We start from the raw sequence: 20,591 nt of genomic DNA on the forward strand, positions 1-20,591 counted from the left end.
TACCTGATAAACAAACGGTGCGCGGCCGCTCCCTTGATGGTCAAGTATATATCAAGGTTAGAGGCCTCACATATTTGTACAACCGTGGCGGGCTGTCAGAGCAGGTGGCTTTGGCCGGAGTGGATCTGGATGTAAGAAAAGGCGAATTCCTTGCTCTGGTCGGCCCCAACGGGTCGGGGAAGTCAACCCTGGCCAGACATTTCAACGCCCTGCTCACACCTTCTGAAGGCACAGTCCTGGTAGATGGTATGGACACCCGCGAGCCTGATAAAATATGGGATATCCGGCAAAGGGTCGGGATGGTTTTTCAGAATCCTGACAATCAGATTGTCAGCTCGCTTGTGGAGGAGGATGTAGCCTTCGGAGCGGAAAACCTGGGGCTGCCCCCGGCGGAGGTCCGGGCCAGAGTAAATGAAGCCTTGGCTTTAACCGGGCTTTCAGAATACCGGAACCATGCGCCGCATCTTCTTTCCGGCGGCCAAAAACAGCGGCTGGCTATTGCCGGTGTGCTGGCAATGCGTCCGGACTGCCTGGTCCTTGACGAGCCAAGTTCCATGCTTGACCCGGCCGGCCGCAGGGAACTTATGGATATATTGACCCGTTTAAACCGTTCCCGTGGCGTCACTGTGGTTCTAGTTACTCATTATATGGAAGAAGCCGTCGTGGCGGATAAAGTAATGCTCATGTCCTCCGGCAGGTCTGTGTTAGTAGGACCCCCGTCCGAGGTATTCGCAGATGAACAACTACTGCAAAGTGTAGGATTAGAACTGCCGGTTGCGGCTAAAATTGCCCATCGCCTGAGAAGGCGGGGCTTTTTAGTGCCCGGTGATATTCTCACTGTTAAGGACATGGTGTCGTACCTATGCCGGTAATCGAAGTTGAAAACCTTACCCATATTTACGCCCGGGGCACACCTTTTGAAGTGACCTCGTTGGATAATGTGTCACTGGAAATACAAAGAGGCGAGTTTTACGCGCTAGTCGGAGCGACCGGTTCCGGTAAATCCACCCTGGTTCAGCATTTTAACGGCATCCTGGCGCCTACCGGTGGGAAAGTGTGGGTATGCGGCATGGATGTTTCCAACAAAAGATTGCGCCAGGAACTCTGGCGCAGGGTGGGATTGGTTTTCCAACAGCCCGAGCACCAGCTTTTTGAGGAGACTGTTTTTGACGATGTGGCTTTTGGCCCAAGGAATTTGGGTTTGAACGCTGCAGAAGTCAGGGAGCGGGTTATTGACGCCTTGGGACTCGTTGGCCTGGACCCGGATGAAGTGGGGCAAATATCCCCGTTCCGTCTGAGCGGGGGGTTGCGCAGGAAGGCGGCAATTGCCGGCGTACTGGCCCTTCGCCCGGAGGTGTTGGCGCTTGATGAGCCGGCTGCCGGCTTGGACCCGGTGAGCAGGCGGCAGTTGATGGAACGTATTGACCGCCTCCGGATGGAGCGGGGCACAACAGTTTTGCTTGTTACCCACAGCATGGAGGAGGTCGCTCTGTGGGCAGACCGGGTTGCTGTTCTTCATAAAGGCCGCTTGGCCATGGAGGCGGCGCCGCGGGATGTTTTCAACAGGGCTGAAGAACTCCGTGCTCTAGGGCTGGATGTCCCGGCGGCTGTGGAACTGATGCTTTGTCTGCAAGCCCGTGGGCTCCCTGTGCGCGCTGATATTCTAACAACTGATGAAGCGGTTGGGGAAATTGCCAAAATACTGAAATGAGGCAACCTGGTTATGATTAACGTTGTAACTATTGGTCAGTTTGTTCCGGGCGACTCATTGTTACACCGCCTCGATCCACGAACAAAAATTATCTGTGTAATCGCAACGGCAATCGCGGTATTCGTCGTCGTTAAATGGTATGAGTTTGTTCTGTTGTCGGGATTTGTTTTTTTATCCATGATTCTAACGGGGATTCCCGCAAGATTGTTTTTAAAGGGCTTGTTTTCAATCTGGCTGCTGTTGGTTGTTACTTTTTTGCTGCAAGCACTGTTGACGCCTGGTGAAGTTTTGTTCGGACTAGGATTTTTGAAAGTTACCAGGGAAGGACTGATGGGGGGCGGCCAGATTTTTGTAAGACTGGCCTTGCTGATCTTAATCGCTTTCTTGCTTACTCTGACTACTTCACCGGTAAACCTCACCGCCGGGCTGGAAAGTATTCTCGCCCCGCTGAAACGTGTCGGGGTGCCTACCCATGAATTAGCCATGATGATGACTATAGCCCTGCGTTTTGTTCCTACACTCCTAAATGAAGCTGATAAGGTTACTAAAGCTCAAAGGTCCCGGGGCGCCGGGTTTAGCTCCGGTGGGACGATGAGCCGGGTAAAAGGTTTATTGCCGTTGTTTGTGCCGCTTATCGCCGGGGCGTTGCGTAGCGCGGAAGAGCTTGCCGTAGCTATGGAGTCGCGTTGCTACCGGGGCGGAGCCAACCGTACAAGGATGAAAAGCATGGCGCTGGGAGTACCCGATTATGTGACGATGAGCATAACGTTCGCGGTGCTTGCTTTATCCGTCTGGTTGAGATATACATAAGCAGGGTGAACGTTCAAGCAAACGTATTCACTGTAATTGTTAATCTGAGGGTGTTATGTGCAACATTAAAGTAACGATAGCTTACGACGGCACCAATTACCATGGATTCCAGGAGCAGCGCGGTACAAGATTCACGACTGTACAGGGTGTTCTGGAGGAGCGGTTGTTCCGGTTGGCTAAAGTGCCGGTTCAGGTTGTCGGCGCCGGAAGGACAGACGCCGGGGTGCACGCGCGCGGGCAAGTAATCAGTTTTGCGGCAACTGACTGGCCTGTGCCGGTGGAGCGGACCGTTTATGCTTTAAATAGTTTGCTGCCGCGGGATATTGTGGCTTTAAAAGCAGAGGAAGTGCCCGCGTCGTTTCATGCGCGTTTTTCAGCCACCGCCAAAACATATCGCTACACGGTTTACAACGGAAAATGGCATTCGCCTTTCCACCGGTTATACAGTTACCATGTTCCCAAACAGCTGGACTTAAACGCCATGCGGGAGGCCGCCCGCTATCTGGAGGGGAGGCATGACTTCAGCGCGTTTCGCGCTTTGGGTACGCCGGTTAAAACAACAGTGCGCACGCTTTACCAGGCACGGGTGGCAAGCGAAGGCGATCTTTTATACATAATGCTGCGGGCTGAAGGATTCCTTTATCATATGGCCCGTATGATTTCCGGCACGTTGCTCCGGGTGGGTCTGGGAAAATTGCCGGTATGTGAAGTTGCCGGCATTCTGGCGAGCCGGGACAGCCTGAAAGGCGGTCCCACAATCCCGGCGAGAGGCCTTTGTTTGGAAAAAGTAGAGTATGGCGGCGAAAACCATTAATTTGCGAAACTCATGCCGCAACCATGGTATTATATATGTTAGTTATCTGTCAGTTTTGACCTCGTTTAACTTGACACTGGAAATGCTTTATGCTATATTGTAATACGTGGTTTTTTGACGGTTCATAGCCCCGGCTGTTGAAAAACGGGAAAGTTTGCTTTATTTCTTTTGCCTTATTTTGAGGAGGGAATTTTAATGAAGAGTTACATGGCTAAACCTCTTGAGATAAAAGAACGCAAATGGTATACTCTGGACGCTGAAGGCAAGGTTCTCGGCAGACTGGCCGTTGAAGCGGCACGGATATTACGCGGGAAACATAAACCCGACTTTACTCCGCATGTCGATACCGGTGATTTTGTCATAGTGATCAATGCTGATAAAATTGTATTGACCGGCAATAAACTTGCAAATAAAAAATACATAAGGCACTCCGGCTACCCCGGCGGCCTGAAAGAAGTCAGTTATAGCACCTTGATGAAAACGAGACCTGAACTAGCGGTGGAAAAAGCCATCAAGGGGATGCTGCCTCATAACAGGTTGGGCGCGGATATGGGCAGGAAGCTTAAAGTATATAAAGGTCCTGAGCATCCTCACCAAGCGCAAAAGCCCGAAGCCTGGCAGATGTAACAGGGAAGGAGGAACCGACAAAATGGCTCAAGTGATGTTTTACGGTACCGGACGGAGGAAAAACGCAATAGCCAGGGTGTTTTTACTGCCTGGTGAAGGTAATGTGACTATTAATAAAAGACCTTTAAACGAATATTTCGGCCGGAGAACCCTGGAGATGATCGTTCGCCAGCCGATTGAACTGATTGGCGCGGCCGGGCGGTTTGATATTCAAGCCAAGGTCTTAGGCGGCGGTATCAGTGGCCAGGCGGGAGCGATAAAAATGGGTATTGCCCGTGCGCTCGTTCAGGCAGATCCCAATCTTCGTCCCATGTTAAAGAAAGCCGGTTTTTTAACCAGAGATCCGCGGATGAAAGAACGCAGGAAATACGGCTTGAAAAAAGCCCGCCGTGCGCCTCAATTTTCGAAACGTTAAATACAATTCGTGTATATTTTGCTATATAGAAATAGAATTTATAGTCTGCGAAAAAGGAAGGGGAACCCTTCCTTTTTCATCTGGGATATCGTGATTTTCAAAAATTGTGAACAGGTGAATTCGTTCTTGCTTAGGAACGACAAAGTTATGTGTCGCCTTGTTGAAATATGACCGTGTTCGAAAAATATTTGGGGTAGTCGGACCGGGGTTATCCTTCGCTCTCTCCGCAATTTTCATGCAGCTTAAATAACATCGTTTTATCAACCGCTGCGACAGACTGCCATAAGCTGCCTACGCGTCTATTTGAGCTTTTCTGCATGCCTGCACGCGCTATAAACCGCACCCAGTGCTCCGCGCCGCTTCGGATAAACACCCGGTCCGGCAAGTCAAGCCTTTTCGAACACTACTGTTGAAATAGGTGAGTGCCTATTTCTTTTCACCTCATAAAAAAACAATTGTAAACCTCAAAACGACACGCCATAAGGTCGGATTGATTATATTCTATTTATTATGTTATGATGTAATAAGTTACCAGTTTCCGAAATGACCTTGGAGGCTCAAGTGGAACGTTTGCTACTAGTCTTTTTATTGACGGTTTTTATAAATTTAATAAACACGCTAACCCGTTCATCCCGTCTTTCCGGTGTTCGCACCGGTCACCTGGCCACGGCCATTTCACTTTTTGGAGTGGTTTACCTGGCGGCAAGCTTTGCCAATACACTTCAAGCTCCACTACTGGCTTCAACAGTAGAGCAAATTATCGATCATGCCTATAATCAGTCACAGTCACTGTTGGCAGCGCCAGATGCTGCTGTGACCGGTACATTAATCTACCAACAGGCGTTGGCGGATTTAAATGTAAAACTTCGCTTCGTTATTTTTGGTGCAACTGTGGGGACTATACTGGGGATTCTGCTTATTCCCAGTTTTGTGACGTCATTTTCGAACTCGATCAAGGCCTTCGGCCAGACAGGTTCGGTTTTTCGAGTAATACCTCTGGTATTGTTTTCCTTCTTAAGACCTGGCGGTGGTGTTCTAAAGCTTCGGTTTTCCTCACTGCGTTCGTTGAAAAGTATAATATTCAGGAGAATGGCCACACCCGGGGCTTTTCTTGTTTGGAACCTGATAAGTTATAGCCTGTGGACTGCTAACGTTCTGTCCGGACTCTATGCCGGCGCTCTTTATCCCGAGTTCCGCTCCACCGCGGTGCTGATGGCGTCAATAGTAGGTAATGCCTCAATCGTGCTTAATGTAATGATGGTCGACCCGGTCCTGGCCAAGGTAACCGACGCAGTGGCAGCAGGGGAACAGGATGAACTTGAGTTGAAGCAAATTATTTTCTACCTGGCGCTCTCCAACCTTTTGGGAACTCTATTCAGTCAGATTATTTTTGAGCCGGTCGCCAACGGACTGCAAATATTGACCAGGTGGATCTCGTAAACCCAGTAGTCAGGAGTCAGAAGTCAGTAGTCAGGAGAAAAGGATCGAGAGCCAAAAACTTGGGAGTTGTGATTTAGGAGTTAGGAATCAGGAATCAGGAATGAGAAACTGGTTTATGGCTTCTGAAATATTCTGAATTCTGACTCCTGACTCCTGAATACTCTAATAATACAAACCCGTTTTCATAATCCCCTCTTTGGCAGCATACTTTTTAAAAGGTAGTTGTCCAAGGGGGGATTTTTTTGAAATTAATGATTATAAAAGCTTTCAAAATCAAGAGGCGTTATTTATTTGTCATGGCTATTTTGGCGCTCTTGGCGCTACCCGTGGCCAAATATATGGATGCCAGGGTGTCACGGCAATCCCAGGCTGTTTTGGCATGGTCGGTTGTCAATAAGGTAATCGTAGTAGATCCGGGCCACGGTGGATTCGACCCGGGAGTCGTTGGGGAAAAGGGTGTTATGGAAAAAGACATCACTTTGGCGATTGGAAAGCGTCTGGCAACTGATCTCAGGCAGGCGGGGGCGATAGTATTGATGACCAGGGAGACTGATAAAGACCTGAGTGAACCCGGCACAATCGGTTTGGTGGAAAAAAAACGGGAAGATTTAAAGAACAGGGTAGCGCTGGCCAATGGACATAAAGCAGACCTCTTAATTAGTATTCATGTCAATAGTTTCCCTTCAACCGCTCCGCACGGGGCCCAGACCTTTGTCCAGCCCGGTTTTCCTGAAAGTAAAAAGGCCGGTCAAGCCATTCAGTCCGAGTTATCCAACTTTTTAAAAAATACCGGCCGCTCAACGAAAGAGGCTGACTATTACATTACCAGGAACACTTCCATACCGGCAGTGCTGGTGGAAACCGGGTTCATGTCCAATGCAAGTGAAAGCCGGCTTTTGCAGGATCCGGCCTACCAGGGCAAAGTAAGCTTGGCAATTTATGCGGGTATCGCCAGGTATTTCGCTTCGGCGGCGGAAGCCGGCGCGTCCCAGGACAAGGAAGAAGTAATTAAAATATTCAAAGAACAGAGCCCTGACTCAATAGGGGAACCTTGATCCGCATATTCGCATATATTACTGCTATAAAAGCAGGTATTCAGAATTCAGGAGTCAGAATTCAGAATATTAAAGAGTTTAACCGTTCTCTATTCTGACTACTGACTACTGACTCCTGACTACTGAAATTAAAGCAGGTATGCGGAGGTTGTTTTCTTGAAGGCTCTTATCCTGGCAGGCGGGCGCGGCACCCGGCTCCGGCCGCTTACGTATACCACTGCCAAACAATTAATACCGGTAGCCAATAAACCGATTATAAACTTCGTGTTGGAGCAGGTCAGCAGCGCCGGGATAAAGGATATCGGCATTATCATATCCCCGGAAACCGGCAGCCACATCAAGGAGGCGCTTGGGGACGGTTCACGCTGGGGGGCGGTGATATCATACATTCTTCAGGAGAACCCGGCAGGGCTGGCTCACGCGGTAATAACCGCGAGGAATTTCCTGGGTAATTCTTCGTTTCTGATGTTTCTCGGTGATAACCTTATTCAGGGAGGTGTCGGCGCGCTAGTCAGGGAATTTAGCGCCGGCCGTAGCGATTCAATTATTCAATTAAAGAAAGTTAGGGATCCCCGGCAGTTCGGAGTGGCAGTACTCGGGTCCCGGCAAGAAGTGTTGAGGTTGGTGGAAAAACCCCAAGAGCCGCTCAGCGACTTGGCTCTGGTGGGTATTTATCTTTTTAACCCGGCAATCCATGCCGCCATAGACAAAATTAAACCGTCCTGGCGGGGGGAACTGGAAATCACCGATGCCATTCAGCAGATGGTTGACTCGGGGCGCCGCGTGGAGGCCAGGCTGCTGGAAGGCTGGTGGCTGGATACCGGTAAGAAGGATGATATTCTGGAAGCCAACCGGGTAGTTTTAGACGAATATGCCGTCCGCCGGGTGGGCGGGTCGGTCGACGCCGCCAGTGAGATTTCCGGCAGGGTTGATATCGCCAGTGGCGCGGTAATAACCAACAGTGTCATTCGCGGGCCGGTGGTGATTGGGGAAAACGCCGCGGTCATCAATTCCTTTGTCGGTCCTTACACTGCTATCGGCAAGGGTACTATCCTCGAGAAAGTCGGGGTGGAACACTCAGTGGTGCTGGAAAACTGCCGGCTATCCGGCGTGGAACGGATTGAAGACAGCTTGATCGGCGGCAATACCCGGGTCAATCACGCTGACGCCGGGCGCCATGCTTGCCGCTTGTTTGTCGGAGATGACACGGAAATCACTTTATAGCCGCAGGGGGACTGGAAATGAAAATTTTGGTAACAGGCGGGGCGGGGTTTATCGGCAGCAATTTTATCAGGTATATTTTAGAAAAATATAGTTATCAGGTAATTAACCTTGATTCATTAACATATGCGGGCAACTTAGAAAATCTTACCGGTGTCGCGGAAAACCCCGGTTATCAATTTGTACGCGGCGATATCACGGACAGGTCGTGTCTTGATAATATTTTTAAGCAGGGGATAGACGCCGTAATTAATTTCGCAGCGGAGACACATGTCGACCGCAGTATTACAGGCGCCGGCGTTTTCATCCGGACCAATGTCCTGGGTGTTCAAGAATTGCTGGAAGCGGTACGCAGGCATAACGTTCCGAGATTTCTTCAGGTTTCTACTGATGAAGTTTACGGCTCATTAGGGGAAAACGGATTTTTTACTGAAGAAACTTCCCTGGCGCCCGGCAGCCCATACTCGGCGAGTAAAGCGGCGGCTGATTTGCTCGCGCTGGCCTATTACCGGACCTTCAGTGTTCCGGTTAGCATTACCCGCTGCTCCAACAACTATGGGCCTTACCAGTTTCCGGAGAAGCTGATTCCTTTGATGGTCACCAACGCTCTGGAAGACAAGTCGCTCCCTTTATACGGGGACGGCTTGCACGTGCGGGACTGGCTCCACGTGCTGGACCATTGCCGGGCGCTGGATCTGGTTCTGCACCGGGGTAAACCGGGAGAAGTATATAACATCGGCGGTAACAACGAGTGGGCAAACATAGAAATAATCCGCCTCATCCTGGCCGAACTGGGCAAGCCGGAATCACTAATCAAATATGTGCCGGACAGACCCGGCCACGATCGCCGCTATGCCATTAACGCCGCCAAGATTAAGGAAGAATTGGGGTGGCGGCCGGTATACGCTTTCGAGCAGGGACTGAAGGATACGATCAACTGGTACCGCGCCAATAAGGAGTGGTGGCGGAAAATTAAGTCCGGCGAATACCTGGAGTATTACGAAAAAATGTATACCGCCCGGTGAATCCTTGCCGGCGCGGCGGGTGAGGAGTTGTGGTCCGATGATTAAAGACGTGCAGGTAAAGAAACTGGTTAAACACAACGATGATCGCGGCTTTTTTATGGAAATATTGCGTGACGATGACCAACTGTTGACCCGCTTTGGCCAGGCTTCGATGTCCAGAACATACCCCGGTGTGGTCAAAGCTTTTCATTATCATGAGCACCAGGATGACTTGTGGTTTTTTCCAGTTGGCAATGCGCAGGTGGTTCTGCACGACCTGCGCGAAGGTTCGCCAACCAAAGGGGAGACCAATGTTTTTTATCTGGGTGAAGATAATCCGCTCTTGCTGGTGATACCAAAAATGGTGGCACACGGCTACCGGGTGCTCGGCAACATGCCGGCGCTGATTGTCTATTTTACCACTGCCTCGTACGACCCGGACAAACCGGACGAAAAACGCCTGGCCTGGGATGATCCGGATATCGGTTTTGACTGGACTACAAAAAACAGGTAAGAACGACAGACCTTATGCCCGTGTCCATAGGGACGTAATGTGAACCGTAGGTAGTTTGGTAAGGCAGACAGCAGATATTGAGGTGTTGTGTTTGGCTTATATGGAGGTGGGGTGCTATTCTTCTCCGGCACTTCGACAAACACGATATGAATTTCTCCATTGACCGGCTCCGACTGCTCAGACGGCGGAGAGGTTGCCTCTCTTGATGATGATTCGCTGCCACCCATAATCCCTATTTTATGTCCGTTCTCGTACATATCCTCGGCGACGGTTCCGCCGCCCATGATACCGATCTTGTTTCCTGTTAGCTCATCGCCGGGATTGCCCACAGTCGTACCGCCGCCCATGATGCCAACCTGCTTATTAATATCACCTTCACCGTCAATGGTGATCCCGATACTCCCGCCTCCATGATCCTCAATCCAACCGAAGCCGGGTATCCATATATGTGGCTTACCGTCGATGATAGCTCTGTCGCCGGACTTTTGGCTGGATGACGGCTGTGCTGACGATTTAGAAGTTACCACTGGCAGCGATGCAGGTTTTGATGGTGCAGAGGGTTGAGTTTTTTCTTCTGCCTTTATTACTTCGTTTTTCGTTAGCTCATTTTCGGCAACAGTCTTCGGCTCGGCAACAGGAGTATCATCAGAAAGAATAAATGGCGACACTTCTTTTTGACTCGCCTCAATTTCAGCGATTACGGCGGTTTTTACAGGCTCGGCGGGTAAATCTCCGACCTCGGCGTTCCGAGGCCACACAGCGGCACACAATGCGACACAGGCGATAATGCCTATTCCGACGATAATTAGCTTTTTCAATATACCATCTCCCTCAACAGACACTACCACAGACAGAGGGAGATAGCTACTAAATTATAAGCGACGATCCAATAAAAAAGGGCAAACCAGCCAACGGCGCTTAATTTATCGAATAATACCATTCCATTCCGATATAGCATATGATATAATTAATTATTGCAAATGCTATATTAACTAGCAGGAGTGCAGGAGGCGTTAAGATGGTCTTTTCATCTGTTGTTAAAAAGGTAAGGCTCGAACTTAAATTAAGCCAACAGCAGTTGGCTCAAGCATTAAATGTAAGTTATACAACGATTAATCGATGGGAGAATGGGCACGTAGTACCAAGTAACCTTGCCCAAAAAAGTTTTTTTGATTTTTGTGAAAGCAACTTCATTGATGTGTCTCAGCTATTGAAAAGCGAAGCAAAGAACTAATAATAACCTATCCAGGAGAAGGTGTTGAAAATGGCAAGAGCAGATTTGCTCTATGATTTAATAAAATATGGCTTAAACAATGACAATCCTAATTTCCGCAAGGTAGCAGAAGCTATCTGCGCAGAAGAACGGGCAAAACAGCACGGTGTGTTGGCAAATAAAGTTGAAGAGTTGCTGAGGATTCAAAACAGACCATTGATGAGGGATATTTCTCAACCTTCAGTGCGAAATGGTGAACAGAGCTTATTTATTGAAAAGATTCCTGCCAGAAAACTCGAACAGTTGCTATTGCCTCAATCAGTTGTGGATAGCTGCCGTGATTTGATAGAAGAGCAGTCACGTGCCGATTTGTTACGTTCACATGGATTAGAACCCCGCAATAAAGTTCTTCTTGTTGGCCCGCCTGGAAATGGGAAAACATCATTGGCTGAGGCTATTGCCGAAGCTTTGATGTTGCCCTTGCTAACGGTAAAATATGAAAGCATTGTTGGTGCATATCTTGGCGAAACAGCTACTCGACTCGGAAAACTTTTTGATTACGCTAAGACAAGACAGTGCGTCTTGTTTTTTGATGAATTTGAGACTCTTGGAAAAGAACGCGGCGATACGCATGAGACCGGAGAAATAAAAAGGGTAGTCAGCTCTTTACTACTGCAAATTGATTCTTTACCAAGCTACGTTATTGTAATTGCAGCGACAAACCACGATGCGCTCTTGGATAGAGCTGCATGGAGGCGTTTTCAATTACGCTTATCGCTCCCCAAGCCTTCACGTCGGGATTTAGAATTGTGGTTTGCACAGTTTGAGAGCCGTGTTGGCTTTGATTTTGGATTAGAGCCTTCTACATTGGCAAAAAAATTTTTAGGAAAAAGCTATGCCGAAGCAGAAGAGTTTGCATTATCTGTTTATCGAAAATATGTTTTAAAATTACCCGATGGCAATGCAAAAAGTATTACACAGACAGAATTGAGCCTTTATCTTACCAGTGCGCAAGGCAACATAGATAAAGGTCAGGAAGAAGGTGTAGAATAATGCCCGAAAGACCAGAAAGGCCAATTATTTTATTTGGTAAACCCAATACTGCTGACAGGAACACTAAAGGCGGTGGATCACCTAAAATAGGTTTCCCCTCTCATTCAAGACAGGCATCTCGACTCGAACCAAAGTTGGAAGCCCTTCAGAAAGTAATTGATAATAATAAAATACTTCTTCAACAGTCACCTACAGGAATAGAGCCTGAAAAGACTCTTGTCTTCGAGGTGTCAGGAGAGTTGAAATCTTTTTATACTGCTGTAAAAAATCTTGGGGACGATGTCGAATGGATATTTGATACATCTGAATATATGCTTGTTACGGATGATTTTTATGTCTGCAAGATGGATAAACATACAAAAACAATATCAAGGGATGAAACTAAGTCCAAATTTACCGGCAAAGTTTATTGTATTCTTGCGAATAACCGTGCCCTTGAAGAGATGGTATCGCTGTGGAAGAGCTATGCAAAAAATCCAAATATGAGTTTCCCTACCGGCAAAACAGGGCTCCGAGATGTTTTCAATAATCTCATCGATATTCACTTTTGGGGCTATAAGGAACGGATTGAGGAGACCGGTATTTTAGAAGCATGGAAAGAGGATTTGCAATTAGAACCTGAGCTCAGTGAAGTAAAGTGTGAAATCGAACTTTTTTACAGAAAGTCGAAGGAGCTACAGCAACGCCGAGAAAATGATGTAAAAGATCTAATTCAATCAGCTGGGGGACAAGTATTAGGAAGTACGGTTATTGACGCAATCAATTATCATGCACTTCTGGCCTCTTTGCCGCGACAAACAGTTCAATCCATTATTGATAAAAAAGATGTAGCTCTTGCTTCTGCCGAGCAAATAATGTTCTTTCAAGCCGTAGGACAAAGCGTGATAATTTCTGGTGATAATATTTCAGACAGCACTCTACAAGTTAACGTACCTTCCATTGTCAGTGATGAACCAATTATTGCACTATTTGACGGATTGCCCCAAGAAAATCACCCTTATTTAAACGGTCTGCTGAATGTTGACGATCCCGATAACTACGCTGCCCATTACACAGTATCAGCAAGGATGCATGGTACTTCTATGGCTTCATTGATTGCACATGGAGACATAAATAATATCCGGCACCAAGTCACACATAAAATTTATGTCAGACCAATAATGAAGTCCAAGAGTACTCTCAATGGAACAGGAGAAGAAATTCCGGATGACATTTTGATTGTCGACAAGGTTCATGAAGCCGTGCGCAGACTTTTTGAACCTGATGCCGGTCGCGTTGCTCCCAGTGTAAGGGTTATAAATCTTTCTATTGGTTTTCCGTGTCGGATTTTTGATCGACTGATGAGCCCTCTGGCACGCTTACTTGATTGGTTAAGCTTTACATACAGGGTTCTTTTCGTTGTGAGCGCGGGTAATCATTCAGACGATATGGATGTAGGGATGTCCTTTAGTGATTTTTCTGATCTCAGTATGGAACAACGAGATGAGGTTATCATACGACACTTAAACAATAATTTACGTTTTCAAAGATTACTTTCTCCTGCAGAAAGCATGAATGCTCTGACTGTAGGAGCGACGTTTTCAGATGATTCAGTTTACACCCCAGATGCGCGCCAAATTCTCCCTTGTTCGGATGACATGGTAAGTCCGATAAGTGCTCTTGGTCGTGGATTAAACAATTCCATTAAACCTGACATTATTTATTACGGCGGCAGAAATACTGTAATGCAAAACATTATGAGTACCACTAAACTACATTGGCGTGAGACTTTAACAAAAGCGCCGGGAACTGTTTCTGCTGCCCCATTTGATATAACAGGTGGTGCCCAAAAAATAATGTATTCATATGGTACAAGCAATGCTGCTGCAATAACTTCGCATGAAGCCTCTCGGTGTTTTGATACATTATCGGATGTTTTTAGTGATGCTGGAGAAGTTCTGCCTTACGAATTTACTGCGTTGCTTATCAAAGCTATGTTAATTCACGGAGCTGAATGGGGCGAACTTTTTAAGAAATTTAATTTTGCTCTTGGGTCCCCACAAAGAGCATCAGACTTTGTATATAGATTCTTCGGGTACGGGAAACCCAACATTGACAAGTCAGTTGAATGTACCAAAAATCGTATAACACTGATTGGATATGGTGAGTTAAAAGATGGTGAAGCCCACCTTTTCGATTTACCTCTGCCTTTTGACGAATTCAGCCGTGAAAAAATACTTCGGAGATTGACTGCCACATTGGCCTGTTTCTCTCCTATTACACCTTCTCGACAGGCATATCGTTCAGCACAACTGTGGTTCTCAATAGAAGGTGCCAAAAAGCACTTGATTGACAACCGTATTGATGTAGATTGGCAAGCTGCAAGAAGAGGAAGCTTACAACATGAGATATTTGAAAACAACGAAATTGTTGTATGGGGTACTGACGATGTCATTCAGTTAAAAGTTAATTGTGCCAATGTCGCAGATGACAATTTCAGCGGCTCTGTCCCGTATGCATTAATGGTTTCTTTTGAAATAGACGCTACTGTTAACATTGATGTTTACGAAAGGGTGTCGACAAAGATCAGCCCGAGAATTACAGTATAACTATCGTTTTTTGGAGGTAAGTATATATGGCAAAGAAGAAAAAGGAAACAAAAGAGCAACCCGTCGAACAGGTGCTTTGGGCATCTGCCGACAAGTTGCGTAAAAATATGGACGCCGCCGAGTACAAGCACATCGTATTGGGGCTTATATTCTTGAAGTATATCTCGGACAACTTCTATGAGTTATACCGCAAGCTGGAATCCGGCGAGGGCGATTATGAGGGTGCAAACCCCAATGATCCCTATGAATATCGCGCTGAGAATGTCTTTTACGTGCCACCGCAGGCTCGTTGGGACTATCTCCAAGGTCGAGCGAAACTTTCCACCATCGGCAAAGACGTTGACGACGCTATGGACGCCATCGAGAAGGACAACCCTTCCCTGAAGGGTGTGCTTCCCAAAGAGTATGCCAAGGAGAAGCTAGACAAGCAGTCCCTCGGTGGTCTGATCGACCTGATCAGTACAATTGCCCTTGGCGACAGTGTGTCACGCTCCAACGATGTCCTCGGAAGAGTGTATGAATATTTTCTCGGTCAGTTCGCCCTTGCGGAAGGGAAAAAGGGCGGACAGTTCTATACGCCAAGGTGCGTTGTTCAGTTACTGGTGGAAATGCTTGAGCCCTATGAAGGCCGCGTATTTGACCCGTGCTGTGGCAGCGGCGGAATGTTTGTCCAAAGCGAGAAATTCATAGAAGCCCATGCTGATCGTTATAATGGCAAAGCGCGCGAGATAGACAAGCTCTTTGATCGCGTGGTATCCATCTACGGTCAGGAAAGCAACCAGACTACCTGGCGTTTGTGCAAGATGAACCTTGCTCTTCGTGGAATCGACAGCTCAAACGTAAAGTGGAATAACGAAGGATCTTTCCTGAACGACGCACATCCAGACCTGAAAGCGGACTTTGTCATAGCTAATCCGCCATTTAACGACAGCGACTGGAGCGGTGAGCTATTGAAAAATGACGGACGTTGGCAGTACGGCGGTAAAGACAACCCGCCCCCAGCCGGAAATGCAAATTACGCATGGATTCAGCACTTCCTTTATCACCTGAACCCGGAGGGAATGGCTGGGTTTGTATTAGCGAAAGGATCACTATCTAGCAAGACAAACGGTGAGGATAAAATCCGTAAAGCCCTAGTGGATGCTGGGCTTGTGGACTGCATCGTCAACCTGCCAACAAAGCTGTTCCTGAACACGCAGATTCCTGCCTGCCTGTGGTTCCTCTCCCGCGAAAAGGAAAGTAACTCGAACCACCCACGCCGGAACAAAGTATTATTCATCGATGCCCGTAATATGGGGACACTCATTAACCGTAGGACACGTGAATTCACACCAGATGATACTAAGACCATCGCAGATACTTATCACAATTGGAAGAAGAATAATGGAGCGTATGAGGACATTCCCGGTTTTTGTAAATCCGCAACAGTCGCAGAAATTGCTGCGCTTGATTATGTGCTAACACCAGGCCGCTATATTGGATTACCAGATGATGAGGATGATTTTGACTTTACTGAGCGTGTCCGCACACTGACAGCTGAGCTCGAGGCTCAGATGGCGGTGTGCGTCGCTCTTGACAATCGCATCCGTGAAAACCTCGCGAAAGTAGAGGTGGCAAGTGGTGAGTGAGTGGAGAGAATACAATCTTGGCTCAGTGATTGACATTCATGACAGCAAGAGAATTCCTCTTTCCACCATGCAACGTGAAAAGAGAAAAGGAGTCTATCCCTATTACGGTGCCCAAGGAATCATCGATTACATTGATGATTATATTTTCGATGGTTCTTACTTGCTCATTGCCGAAGATGGAGAGAATCTAAAATCGCGCCAGAGCAATGTCGCTTTTCAGGTCAAGGGACAATTCTGGGTAAACAACCACGCTCACATTGTTTCTTCTAATGAATTAAGCAATCAAGCATTGATCTACTACATTTTGAACAGCATTGACCTAGACCAGTATATAACTGGTTCAGCACAACCGAAACTTAATCAAGAAATGTTGAGATCAATTATTGTTACATTACCACCACGACCGATACAAGATGCCATCGCCGAAGTCCTCTCCTCCCTCGACGATAAAGTCGACCTGCTCACTCGGCAGAACGCTACATTGGAGGCCTTGGCGCAGACGTATTACCGGCAATGGTTTATTGAGGATAATGACAATAATACTATCCCAGTGTCGCAGATTGCCACCCTTGAAAATAACAGCATCAATCCGGCGCGACAACCGTTGGAACCTTTTTATCATTATAGCATCCCAGCGTTTGATAATGCCCAAACCCCGGCAGTCGAATTGGGAAAGACAATACTGAGCAACAAGTTCATAGTGCCACCCAACGTTATTCTGGTTTCTAAGCTAAATCCGATTACGCCTCGTGTTTGGCGAATCGATAAACATGTAAAGCCAAACAGTGTTTGCTCCACCGAATTTCAAGTGTTGAAGCCACATAATGAAAAACATTACCTTTTCCTGTATTGCTTGATGAAATCGAAAGATGTGGTATCCAGTTTTGCGATGAGCACCACAGGGACAAGTGGAAGCCACCAGCGGATAAGGCCAGAGTATATCTTAGAGATAGAAACACCCGAACCGGATGAAAAACGATTGATTGAGTTCAACGAAATAATGACACCCATGATGGATAAGGTGAGCAGGAATCAAGCCCAAATTCTCACCCTGCAAAAACTCCGCGACACGCTGTTGCCCAAGCTCATCAGTGGAGAAGTTCGTGTGAAACAGTAAAGGAGGGATACACCTTGCCAAAGCTCTGTGAGTCTGAAATTGAAATAATGGCGATCGAGGAGCTAGTCTCCCTTGGCTACACCTATGTTGCTGGTGTGGATATTGCGCCTGATGAGCCTGGTGCCGAAAGAAACAGCTACGGCGATATACTGCTTATAGGACGTCTTGAGCGCGCGCTGGTAAAACTGAATCCGACAATACCAAGAGATGCAATCGAGAGCGCAATAAAGAAACTCTCCCGTATTGCGTCCTCAAATATGCTTGCTGACAATGAAGCCTTCCATCGGATGCTGATTGACGGCATTCCTGTGGAATATCGCAAAGGTAATGACATCGTCGGCGACTATGTTCGTGTCTGCGATTTTACTACTGATGGCGTTAAGAATAATGAGTTCCTCGTCATCAATCAATACACCATCATTGAAAATAATAACAACAAGCGTCCGGATGTTCTTTTGTTTATAAACGGAATCCCGGTGGTGTTATTCGAACTAAAAAATCCAGCTGATGAAAACGCCACTATCCGGAAGGCATTCGATCAGATAGAGACGTACAAAGTGACTATTCCGAGCCTCTTTACGTTTAATGAGATCTGCATCGTGTCTGACGGGCTTGAGGCCAAGTCGGGATCATTAACTGCTTCCTATTCCAGATATAGTGCATGGAAAACGAAAGATGGTATAAACGAGGCGTCCAAGTTTGATGATGAGCTGTCAACACTGATTCACGGTCTTTGTACCCCTGCCACACTACTGGACTATATCCATAACTTCATAACGTATGAAAAATCCAAGAGCGAGGACAAGGTTACCAAAGTCGTTAAGGTTGAAACGGTAAAGAAGATCGCAGCATACCATCAGTATTACGCCGTAAACAAGGCGGTCGCCAGCACCGAAGAAGCAGCTAAAAGCGGCGGCACAAAGAAAGCCGGTGTGGTATGGCATACTCAGGGTGCTGGCAAATCGCTCTCGATGGTCTTCTATACCGGCAAGATCGTGCAGACTCTAAATAATCCGACCGTTTTGGTCATCACTGATCGCAACGACCTTGACGATCAGCTTTTTGACACCTTTGCGGATAACAGCGATCTGCTCCGTCAACCACCCCGCCAAGCGCAGTCCTGCGAGGAACTAAAAACTCTGTTGAGGGTAGCGTCCGGCGGCATTGTATTTACAACGATTCAGAAGTTCGTCCCTGACAACGACCAGTCGGTTTATGAGTTGCTATCTTCACGCGACAACATCATCGTTATTGCCGATGAAGCGCACCGTACACAGTACGGATTCAATGCGAAGTTGCGTGACATCAAGGATGAAAACAAACAGGTGACCGGTCAGCGCATCGCCTATGGATTTGCTAAGTATGTACGTGATGCCCTTCCGAATGCGACATTCATAGGCTTTACCGGGACGCCGGTTGAAAAGCAGGACGCAAACACACCGGCGGTCTTTGGTAATTATATTGATATTTACGACATCGCCCAGGCGGTTGAGGATAAAGTTACCGTTCGTATTTATTACGAAAGCCGTTTGGCAAAAGTTAACCTCACCGAGGAAGGCAAGAAGCTGATCGAACAGTTTGATGCTGAGCTCGATGATATAGGAGAGGTAGACGAGGCTAAGGCTGCCAAACTAAAATGGGCAAAGCTCGAAGCCATCGTAGGTAATAAGGATAGAATAACGACACTGGCCAAAGACATAGTCACGCATTTTGAAGAGCGAGAACAGGTCTTCGAAGGCAAGGCTATGATCGTCGCGATGAGCCGCCGTATTGCTGCCGACCTATACGATGAAATTATTAGCCAGCGCCCCGAATGGCACAGCAATGACTTGGACAAGGGTGTTATAAAAGTGGTTATGACCACGAGCAGCTCCGACGGTCCGAAGCTCCAAAAGCACCATACCACCAAGACCCAGCGGAAAGCCTTGGCGCAGCGCCTTAAGGATGAGGATGATCCCCTCAAATTTGTTATTGTTCGCGATATGTGGCTGACCGGATTTGATGCGCCGTGCCTCAACACGATGTATATAGATAAGCCCATGAAGGATCACAACCTAATGCAGGCCATTGCCCGCGTCAATCGTGTATTTAAAGACAAGCCTGGCGGTCTGATCGTGGATTACATAGGAATTGCCACAAATCTGAAAAAGGCCCTCGGCTTCTATGCCGAGAGTGGTGGTAAAGGTGTCCCCGCCGAGACCCATGAAAAGGCCGTCGCCATCATGATTGAAAAGCTGGAGGTGGTGCGCCAGCTTCTGCATGGATTTGATTATTCGGGTTTTTTCGATGCGGCAGTGAAAGATAAACTGTCCCTAATCCTGCGCGCCGAGGACTTCATCCTTAATATCGAGGACGGCAAGTCACGCTTCATAAAAGAAGTCACTCTACTTGGGCAGGCTTACGCTCTGGCCAAGCCCGACCAGGCCACGATAGACAACGCCGAGGAGATCGCATTCTTCCAGGCGGTTAAGGCAAGGCTGGCGAAGTTTGAGACCGGTGGTGCCGGAGGCGGTGATGGTTACGATACAGTTATCAAGAACATCGTCGATTCCGCAATCGCCTCAGAGCAGGTCATAGATATCTTCAGCGCCGCAGGCATGGAGAAACCTGAGCTCTCCATCCTGTCAGAGGAGTTCCTCAAAGAAATCGAGGGAATGCAATACAAAAATGTGGCCATTGAGCTTCTCAAAAAGATACTTAACGACGAAATCAAGATGCGTTCAAAGCACAACCTAACCAAGTCAAAATCCCTGATGGATATGCTCGAGGCTGCGATTAAACGGTATCAAAACAACCTGTTGACCACCGCAGAAATCATCGAGGAGCTTATTCGCATTGCCAAGGAGATTAACAAAGCTGATAAACGCGGAGAGGAAATGGGCCTCTCCGAAGACGAGCTCGCTTTTTACGATGCTTTGGAAACCAATGACAGCGCAGTTAAGGTGCTTGGGAATGACCAGCTTCGTGCGATTGCTCGCGAAATAGCTGATAAGGTCAAAAAGAATGCGACCATCGATTGGACAATAAAAGAAAGCGTTCGTGCGCGACTCATGGTGATAGTCCGCAGAATACTGAATAAATACGGCTATCCTCCTGACAAACAAAAAATGGCCGTAGATCTCGTTATGAAGCAAGCTGAAAATCTTGCAGACATTTGGACTTCAAATGATTACGTTGTTCGTGAGTCGGTATACGATAATGAGTACTATAAATATAATAAAGTTGCAGAGGCTCCTGTTAACGATTATCAAACGAAAAAGCCAAGCCGAGAATAAGCATATATGTGTTTTATATGCGAAGGAGAGGCGCTATCCCTTGCGGGACAACGCCTCTCCTTCGCTTTTCCGTATCGGTTTGGGGTATGGTTCAATAAGTTTCCCT

18 protein-coding genes are annotated in these 20,591 nt (G+C 47.4%); 17 read left to right on the plus strand and 1 reads right to left on the minus strand.

Features of this window, described 5'->3' with window-relative positions; translation table 11 throughout:
- The first annotated feature begins 74 nt into the window (after nt 1-74).
- The 11 genes from L7E55_RS04235 (at nt 75) to L7E55_RS04285 (ending at nt 9,611) form a co-directional block, all read left to right on the plus strand.
- Nucleotides 75-872, plus strand: a complete 798-nt coding sequence (locus L7E55_RS04235; RefSeq protein WP_277442799.1) for an energy-coupling factor transporter ATPase — start codon at nt 75-77, stop codon at nt 870-872.
- Nucleotides 863-1,711, plus strand: coding sequence for an energy-coupling factor transporter ATPase (locus L7E55_RS04240; protein ID WP_277442800.1), 849 nt, complete (start codon nt 863-865; stop codon nt 1,709-1,711). Before L7E55_RS04235 ends, L7E55_RS04240 begins: the two co-directional genes overlap by 10 nt.
- A 12-nt stretch (nt 1,712-1,723) precedes the next feature.
- Nucleotides 1,724-2,521 carry an energy-coupling factor transporter transmembrane component T family protein gene (locus tag L7E55_RS04245; protein WP_277442801.1) on the plus strand — a complete coding sequence of 266 codons (798 nt, stop codon included), beginning with the start codon at nt 1,724-1,726 and terminating at the stop codon, nt 2,519-2,521.
- 55 nt (nt 2,522-2,576) lie between these two features.
- On the plus strand, nt 2,577-3,335 hold the full coding sequence (truA, locus tag L7E55_RS04250) for a tRNA pseudouridine(38-40) synthase TruA (protein WP_277442802.1): 759 nt from the start codon (nt 2,577-2,579) through the stop codon (nt 3,333-3,335).
- 195 nt (nt 3,336-3,530) lie between these two features.
- Nucleotides 3,531-3,962, plus strand: coding sequence for a 50S ribosomal protein L13 (rplM, locus tag L7E55_RS04255; RefSeq protein ID WP_277442803.1), 432 nt, complete (start codon nt 3,531-3,533; stop codon nt 3,960-3,962).
- A 22-nt stretch (nt 3,963-3,984) separates the two neighbouring features.
- The gene (rpsI, locus tag L7E55_RS04260; RefSeq protein ID WP_277442805.1) at nt 3,985-4,377 is read left to right on the plus strand and encodes a 30S ribosomal protein S9; all 393 of its coding nucleotides are present in this window, start codon (nt 3,985-3,987) and stop codon (nt 4,375-4,377) included.
- A gap of 561 nt (nt 4,378-4,938) precedes the next feature.
- Nucleotides 4,939-5,817: a lipid II flippase family protein gene (locus tag L7E55_RS04265; protein ID WP_277442806.1), complete on the plus strand. Its 879-nt coding sequence runs from the start codon at nt 4,939-4,941 to the stop codon at nt 5,815-5,817.
- A 251-nt stretch (nt 5,818-6,068) separates the two neighbouring features.
- Nucleotides 6,069-6,872: an N-acetylmuramoyl-L-alanine amidase CwlD gene (gene cwlD / locus L7E55_RS04270; RefSeq protein ID WP_277442873.1), complete on the plus strand. Its 804-nt coding sequence runs from the start codon at nt 6,069-6,071 to the stop codon at nt 6,870-6,872.
- A 156-nt stretch (nt 6,873-7,028) separates the two neighbouring features.
- Nucleotides 7,029-8,096 carry a glucose-1-phosphate thymidylyltransferase gene (locus L7E55_RS04275; protein ID WP_277442807.1) on the plus strand — a complete coding sequence of 356 codons (1,068 nt, stop codon included), beginning with the start codon at nt 7,029-7,031 and terminating at the stop codon, nt 8,094-8,096.
- Between the two features lie 17 nt (nt 8,097-8,113).
- Complete coding sequence (gene rfbB / locus L7E55_RS04280; RefSeq protein WP_277442808.1) at nt 8,114-9,118, plus strand: dTDP-glucose 4,6-dehydratase; 1,005 nt, start codon at nt 8,114-8,116, stop codon at nt 9,116-9,118.
- A gap of 37 nt (nt 9,119-9,155) precedes the next feature.
- Nucleotides 9,156-9,611 (plus strand): dTDP-4-dehydrorhamnose 3,5-epimerase family protein, encoded by a 456-nt coding sequence (locus L7E55_RS04285; RefSeq protein ID WP_277442809.1) that lies wholly within the window; start codon nt 9,156-9,158, stop codon nt 9,609-9,611.
- On the opposite strand, the gene L7E55_RS04290 is transcribed toward L7E55_RS04285, so the two are convergent.
- Nucleotides 9,509-10,429 carry a DUF6550 family protein gene (locus L7E55_RS04290; RefSeq protein WP_277442810.1) on the minus strand — a complete coding sequence of 307 codons (921 nt, stop codon included), beginning with the start codon at nt 10,427-10,429 and terminating at the stop codon, nt 9,509-9,511. The two genes, L7E55_RS04285 and L7E55_RS04290, sit on opposite strands and share 103 nt — an antisense overlap.
- 200 nt (nt 10,430-10,629) lie before the next feature.
- Between L7E55_RS04290 and L7E55_RS04295 the strand changes: the two genes are divergently transcribed.
- From L7E55_RS04295 to L7E55_RS04320, 6 genes are read left to right on the plus strand one after another with little or no spacing between them, the layout of a single operon-like run.
- Complete coding sequence (locus tag L7E55_RS04295; protein WP_277442812.1) at nt 10,630-10,845, plus strand: helix-turn-helix transcriptional regulator; 216 nt, start codon at nt 10,630-10,632, stop codon at nt 10,843-10,845.
- Nucleotides 10,846-10,875: 30 nt separating this feature from the next.
- Nucleotides 10,876-11,877 carry an AAA family ATPase gene (locus tag L7E55_RS04300; RefSeq protein ID WP_277442813.1) on the plus strand — a complete coding sequence of 334 codons (1,002 nt, stop codon included), beginning with the start codon at nt 10,876-10,878 and terminating at the stop codon, nt 11,875-11,877.
- Nucleotides 11,877-14,465: a S8 family peptidase gene (locus L7E55_RS04305; RefSeq protein ID WP_277442814.1), complete on the plus strand. Its 2,589-nt coding sequence runs from the start codon at nt 11,877-11,879 to the stop codon at nt 14,463-14,465. The genes L7E55_RS04300 and L7E55_RS04305 overlap by 1 nt, the downstream gene beginning before the upstream one ends.
- A gap of 26 nt (nt 14,466-14,491) precedes the next feature.
- On the plus strand, nt 14,492-16,093 hold the full coding sequence (locus tag L7E55_RS04310) for a type I restriction-modification system subunit M (RefSeq protein WP_277442815.1): 1,602 nt from the start codon (nt 14,492-14,494) through the stop codon (nt 16,091-16,093).
- Nucleotides 16,086-17,210: a restriction endonuclease subunit S gene (locus L7E55_RS04315; protein WP_277442816.1), complete on the plus strand. Its 1,125-nt coding sequence runs from the start codon at nt 16,086-16,088 to the stop codon at nt 17,208-17,210. The genes L7E55_RS04310 and L7E55_RS04315 overlap by 8 nt, the downstream gene beginning before the upstream one ends.
- 14 nt (nt 17,211-17,224) lie before the next feature.
- Nucleotides 17,225-20,485 (plus strand): type I restriction endonuclease subunit R, encoded by a 3,261-nt coding sequence (locus L7E55_RS04320; RefSeq protein ID WP_277442818.1) that lies wholly within the window; start codon nt 17,225-17,227, stop codon nt 20,483-20,485.
- Nucleotides 20,486-20,591 lie beyond the last annotated feature (106 nt).

This window comes from Pelotomaculum isophthalicicum JI, assembly GCF_029478095.1.
GTDB lineage: Bacteria > Bacillota > Desulfotomaculia > Desulfotomaculales > Pelotomaculaceae > Pelotomaculum_D > Pelotomaculum_D isophthalicicum.

Bases quoted from the DNA above. Each gene is read 5' to 3' on its own strand.
- cwlD (WP_277442873.1), top strand. From the start codon at position 6,069: ATGATTATAAAAGCTTTCAAAATCAAGAGGCGTTATTTATTTGTCATG.
- L7E55_RS04295 (WP_277442812.1), top strand. From the start codon at position 10,630: ATGGTCTTTTCATCTGTTGTTAAAAAGGTAAGGCTCGAACTTAAATTA.
- L7E55_RS04300 (WP_277442813.1), top strand. From the start codon at position 10,876: ATGGCAAGAGCAGATTTGCTCTATGATTTAATAAAATATGGCTTAAAC.
- L7E55_RS04240 (WP_277442800.1), top strand. From the start codon at position 863: ATGCCGGTAATCGAAGTTGAAAACCTTACCCATATTTACGCCCGGGGC.
- L7E55_RS04310 (WP_277442815.1), top strand. From the start codon at position 14,492: ATGGCAAAGAAGAAAAAGGAAACAAAAGAGCAACCCGTCGAACAGGTG.
- rplM (WP_277442803.1), top strand. From the start codon at position 3,531: ATGAAGAGTTACATGGCTAAACCTCTTGAGATAAAAGAACGCAAATGG.
- L7E55_RS04285 (WP_277442809.1), top strand. From the start codon at position 9,156: ATGATTAAAGACGTGCAGGTAAAGAAACTGGTTAAACACAACGATGAT.
- L7E55_RS04245 (WP_277442801.1), top strand. From the start codon at position 1,724: ATGATTAACGTTGTAACTATTGGTCAGTTTGTTCCGGGCGACTCATTG.
- L7E55_RS04305 (WP_277442814.1), top strand. From the start codon at position 11,877: ATGCCCGAAAGACCAGAAAGGCCAATTATTTTATTTGGTAAACCCAAT.
- rfbB (WP_277442808.1), top strand. From the start codon at position 8,114: ATGAAAATTTTGGTAACAGGCGGGGCGGGGTTTATCGGCAGCAATTTT.
- truA (WP_277442802.1), top strand. From the start codon at position 2,577: ATGTGCAACATTAAAGTAACGATAGCTTACGACGGCACCAATTACCAT.
- rpsI (WP_277442805.1), top strand. From the start codon at position 3,985: ATGGCTCAAGTGATGTTTTACGGTACCGGACGGAGGAAAAACGCAATA.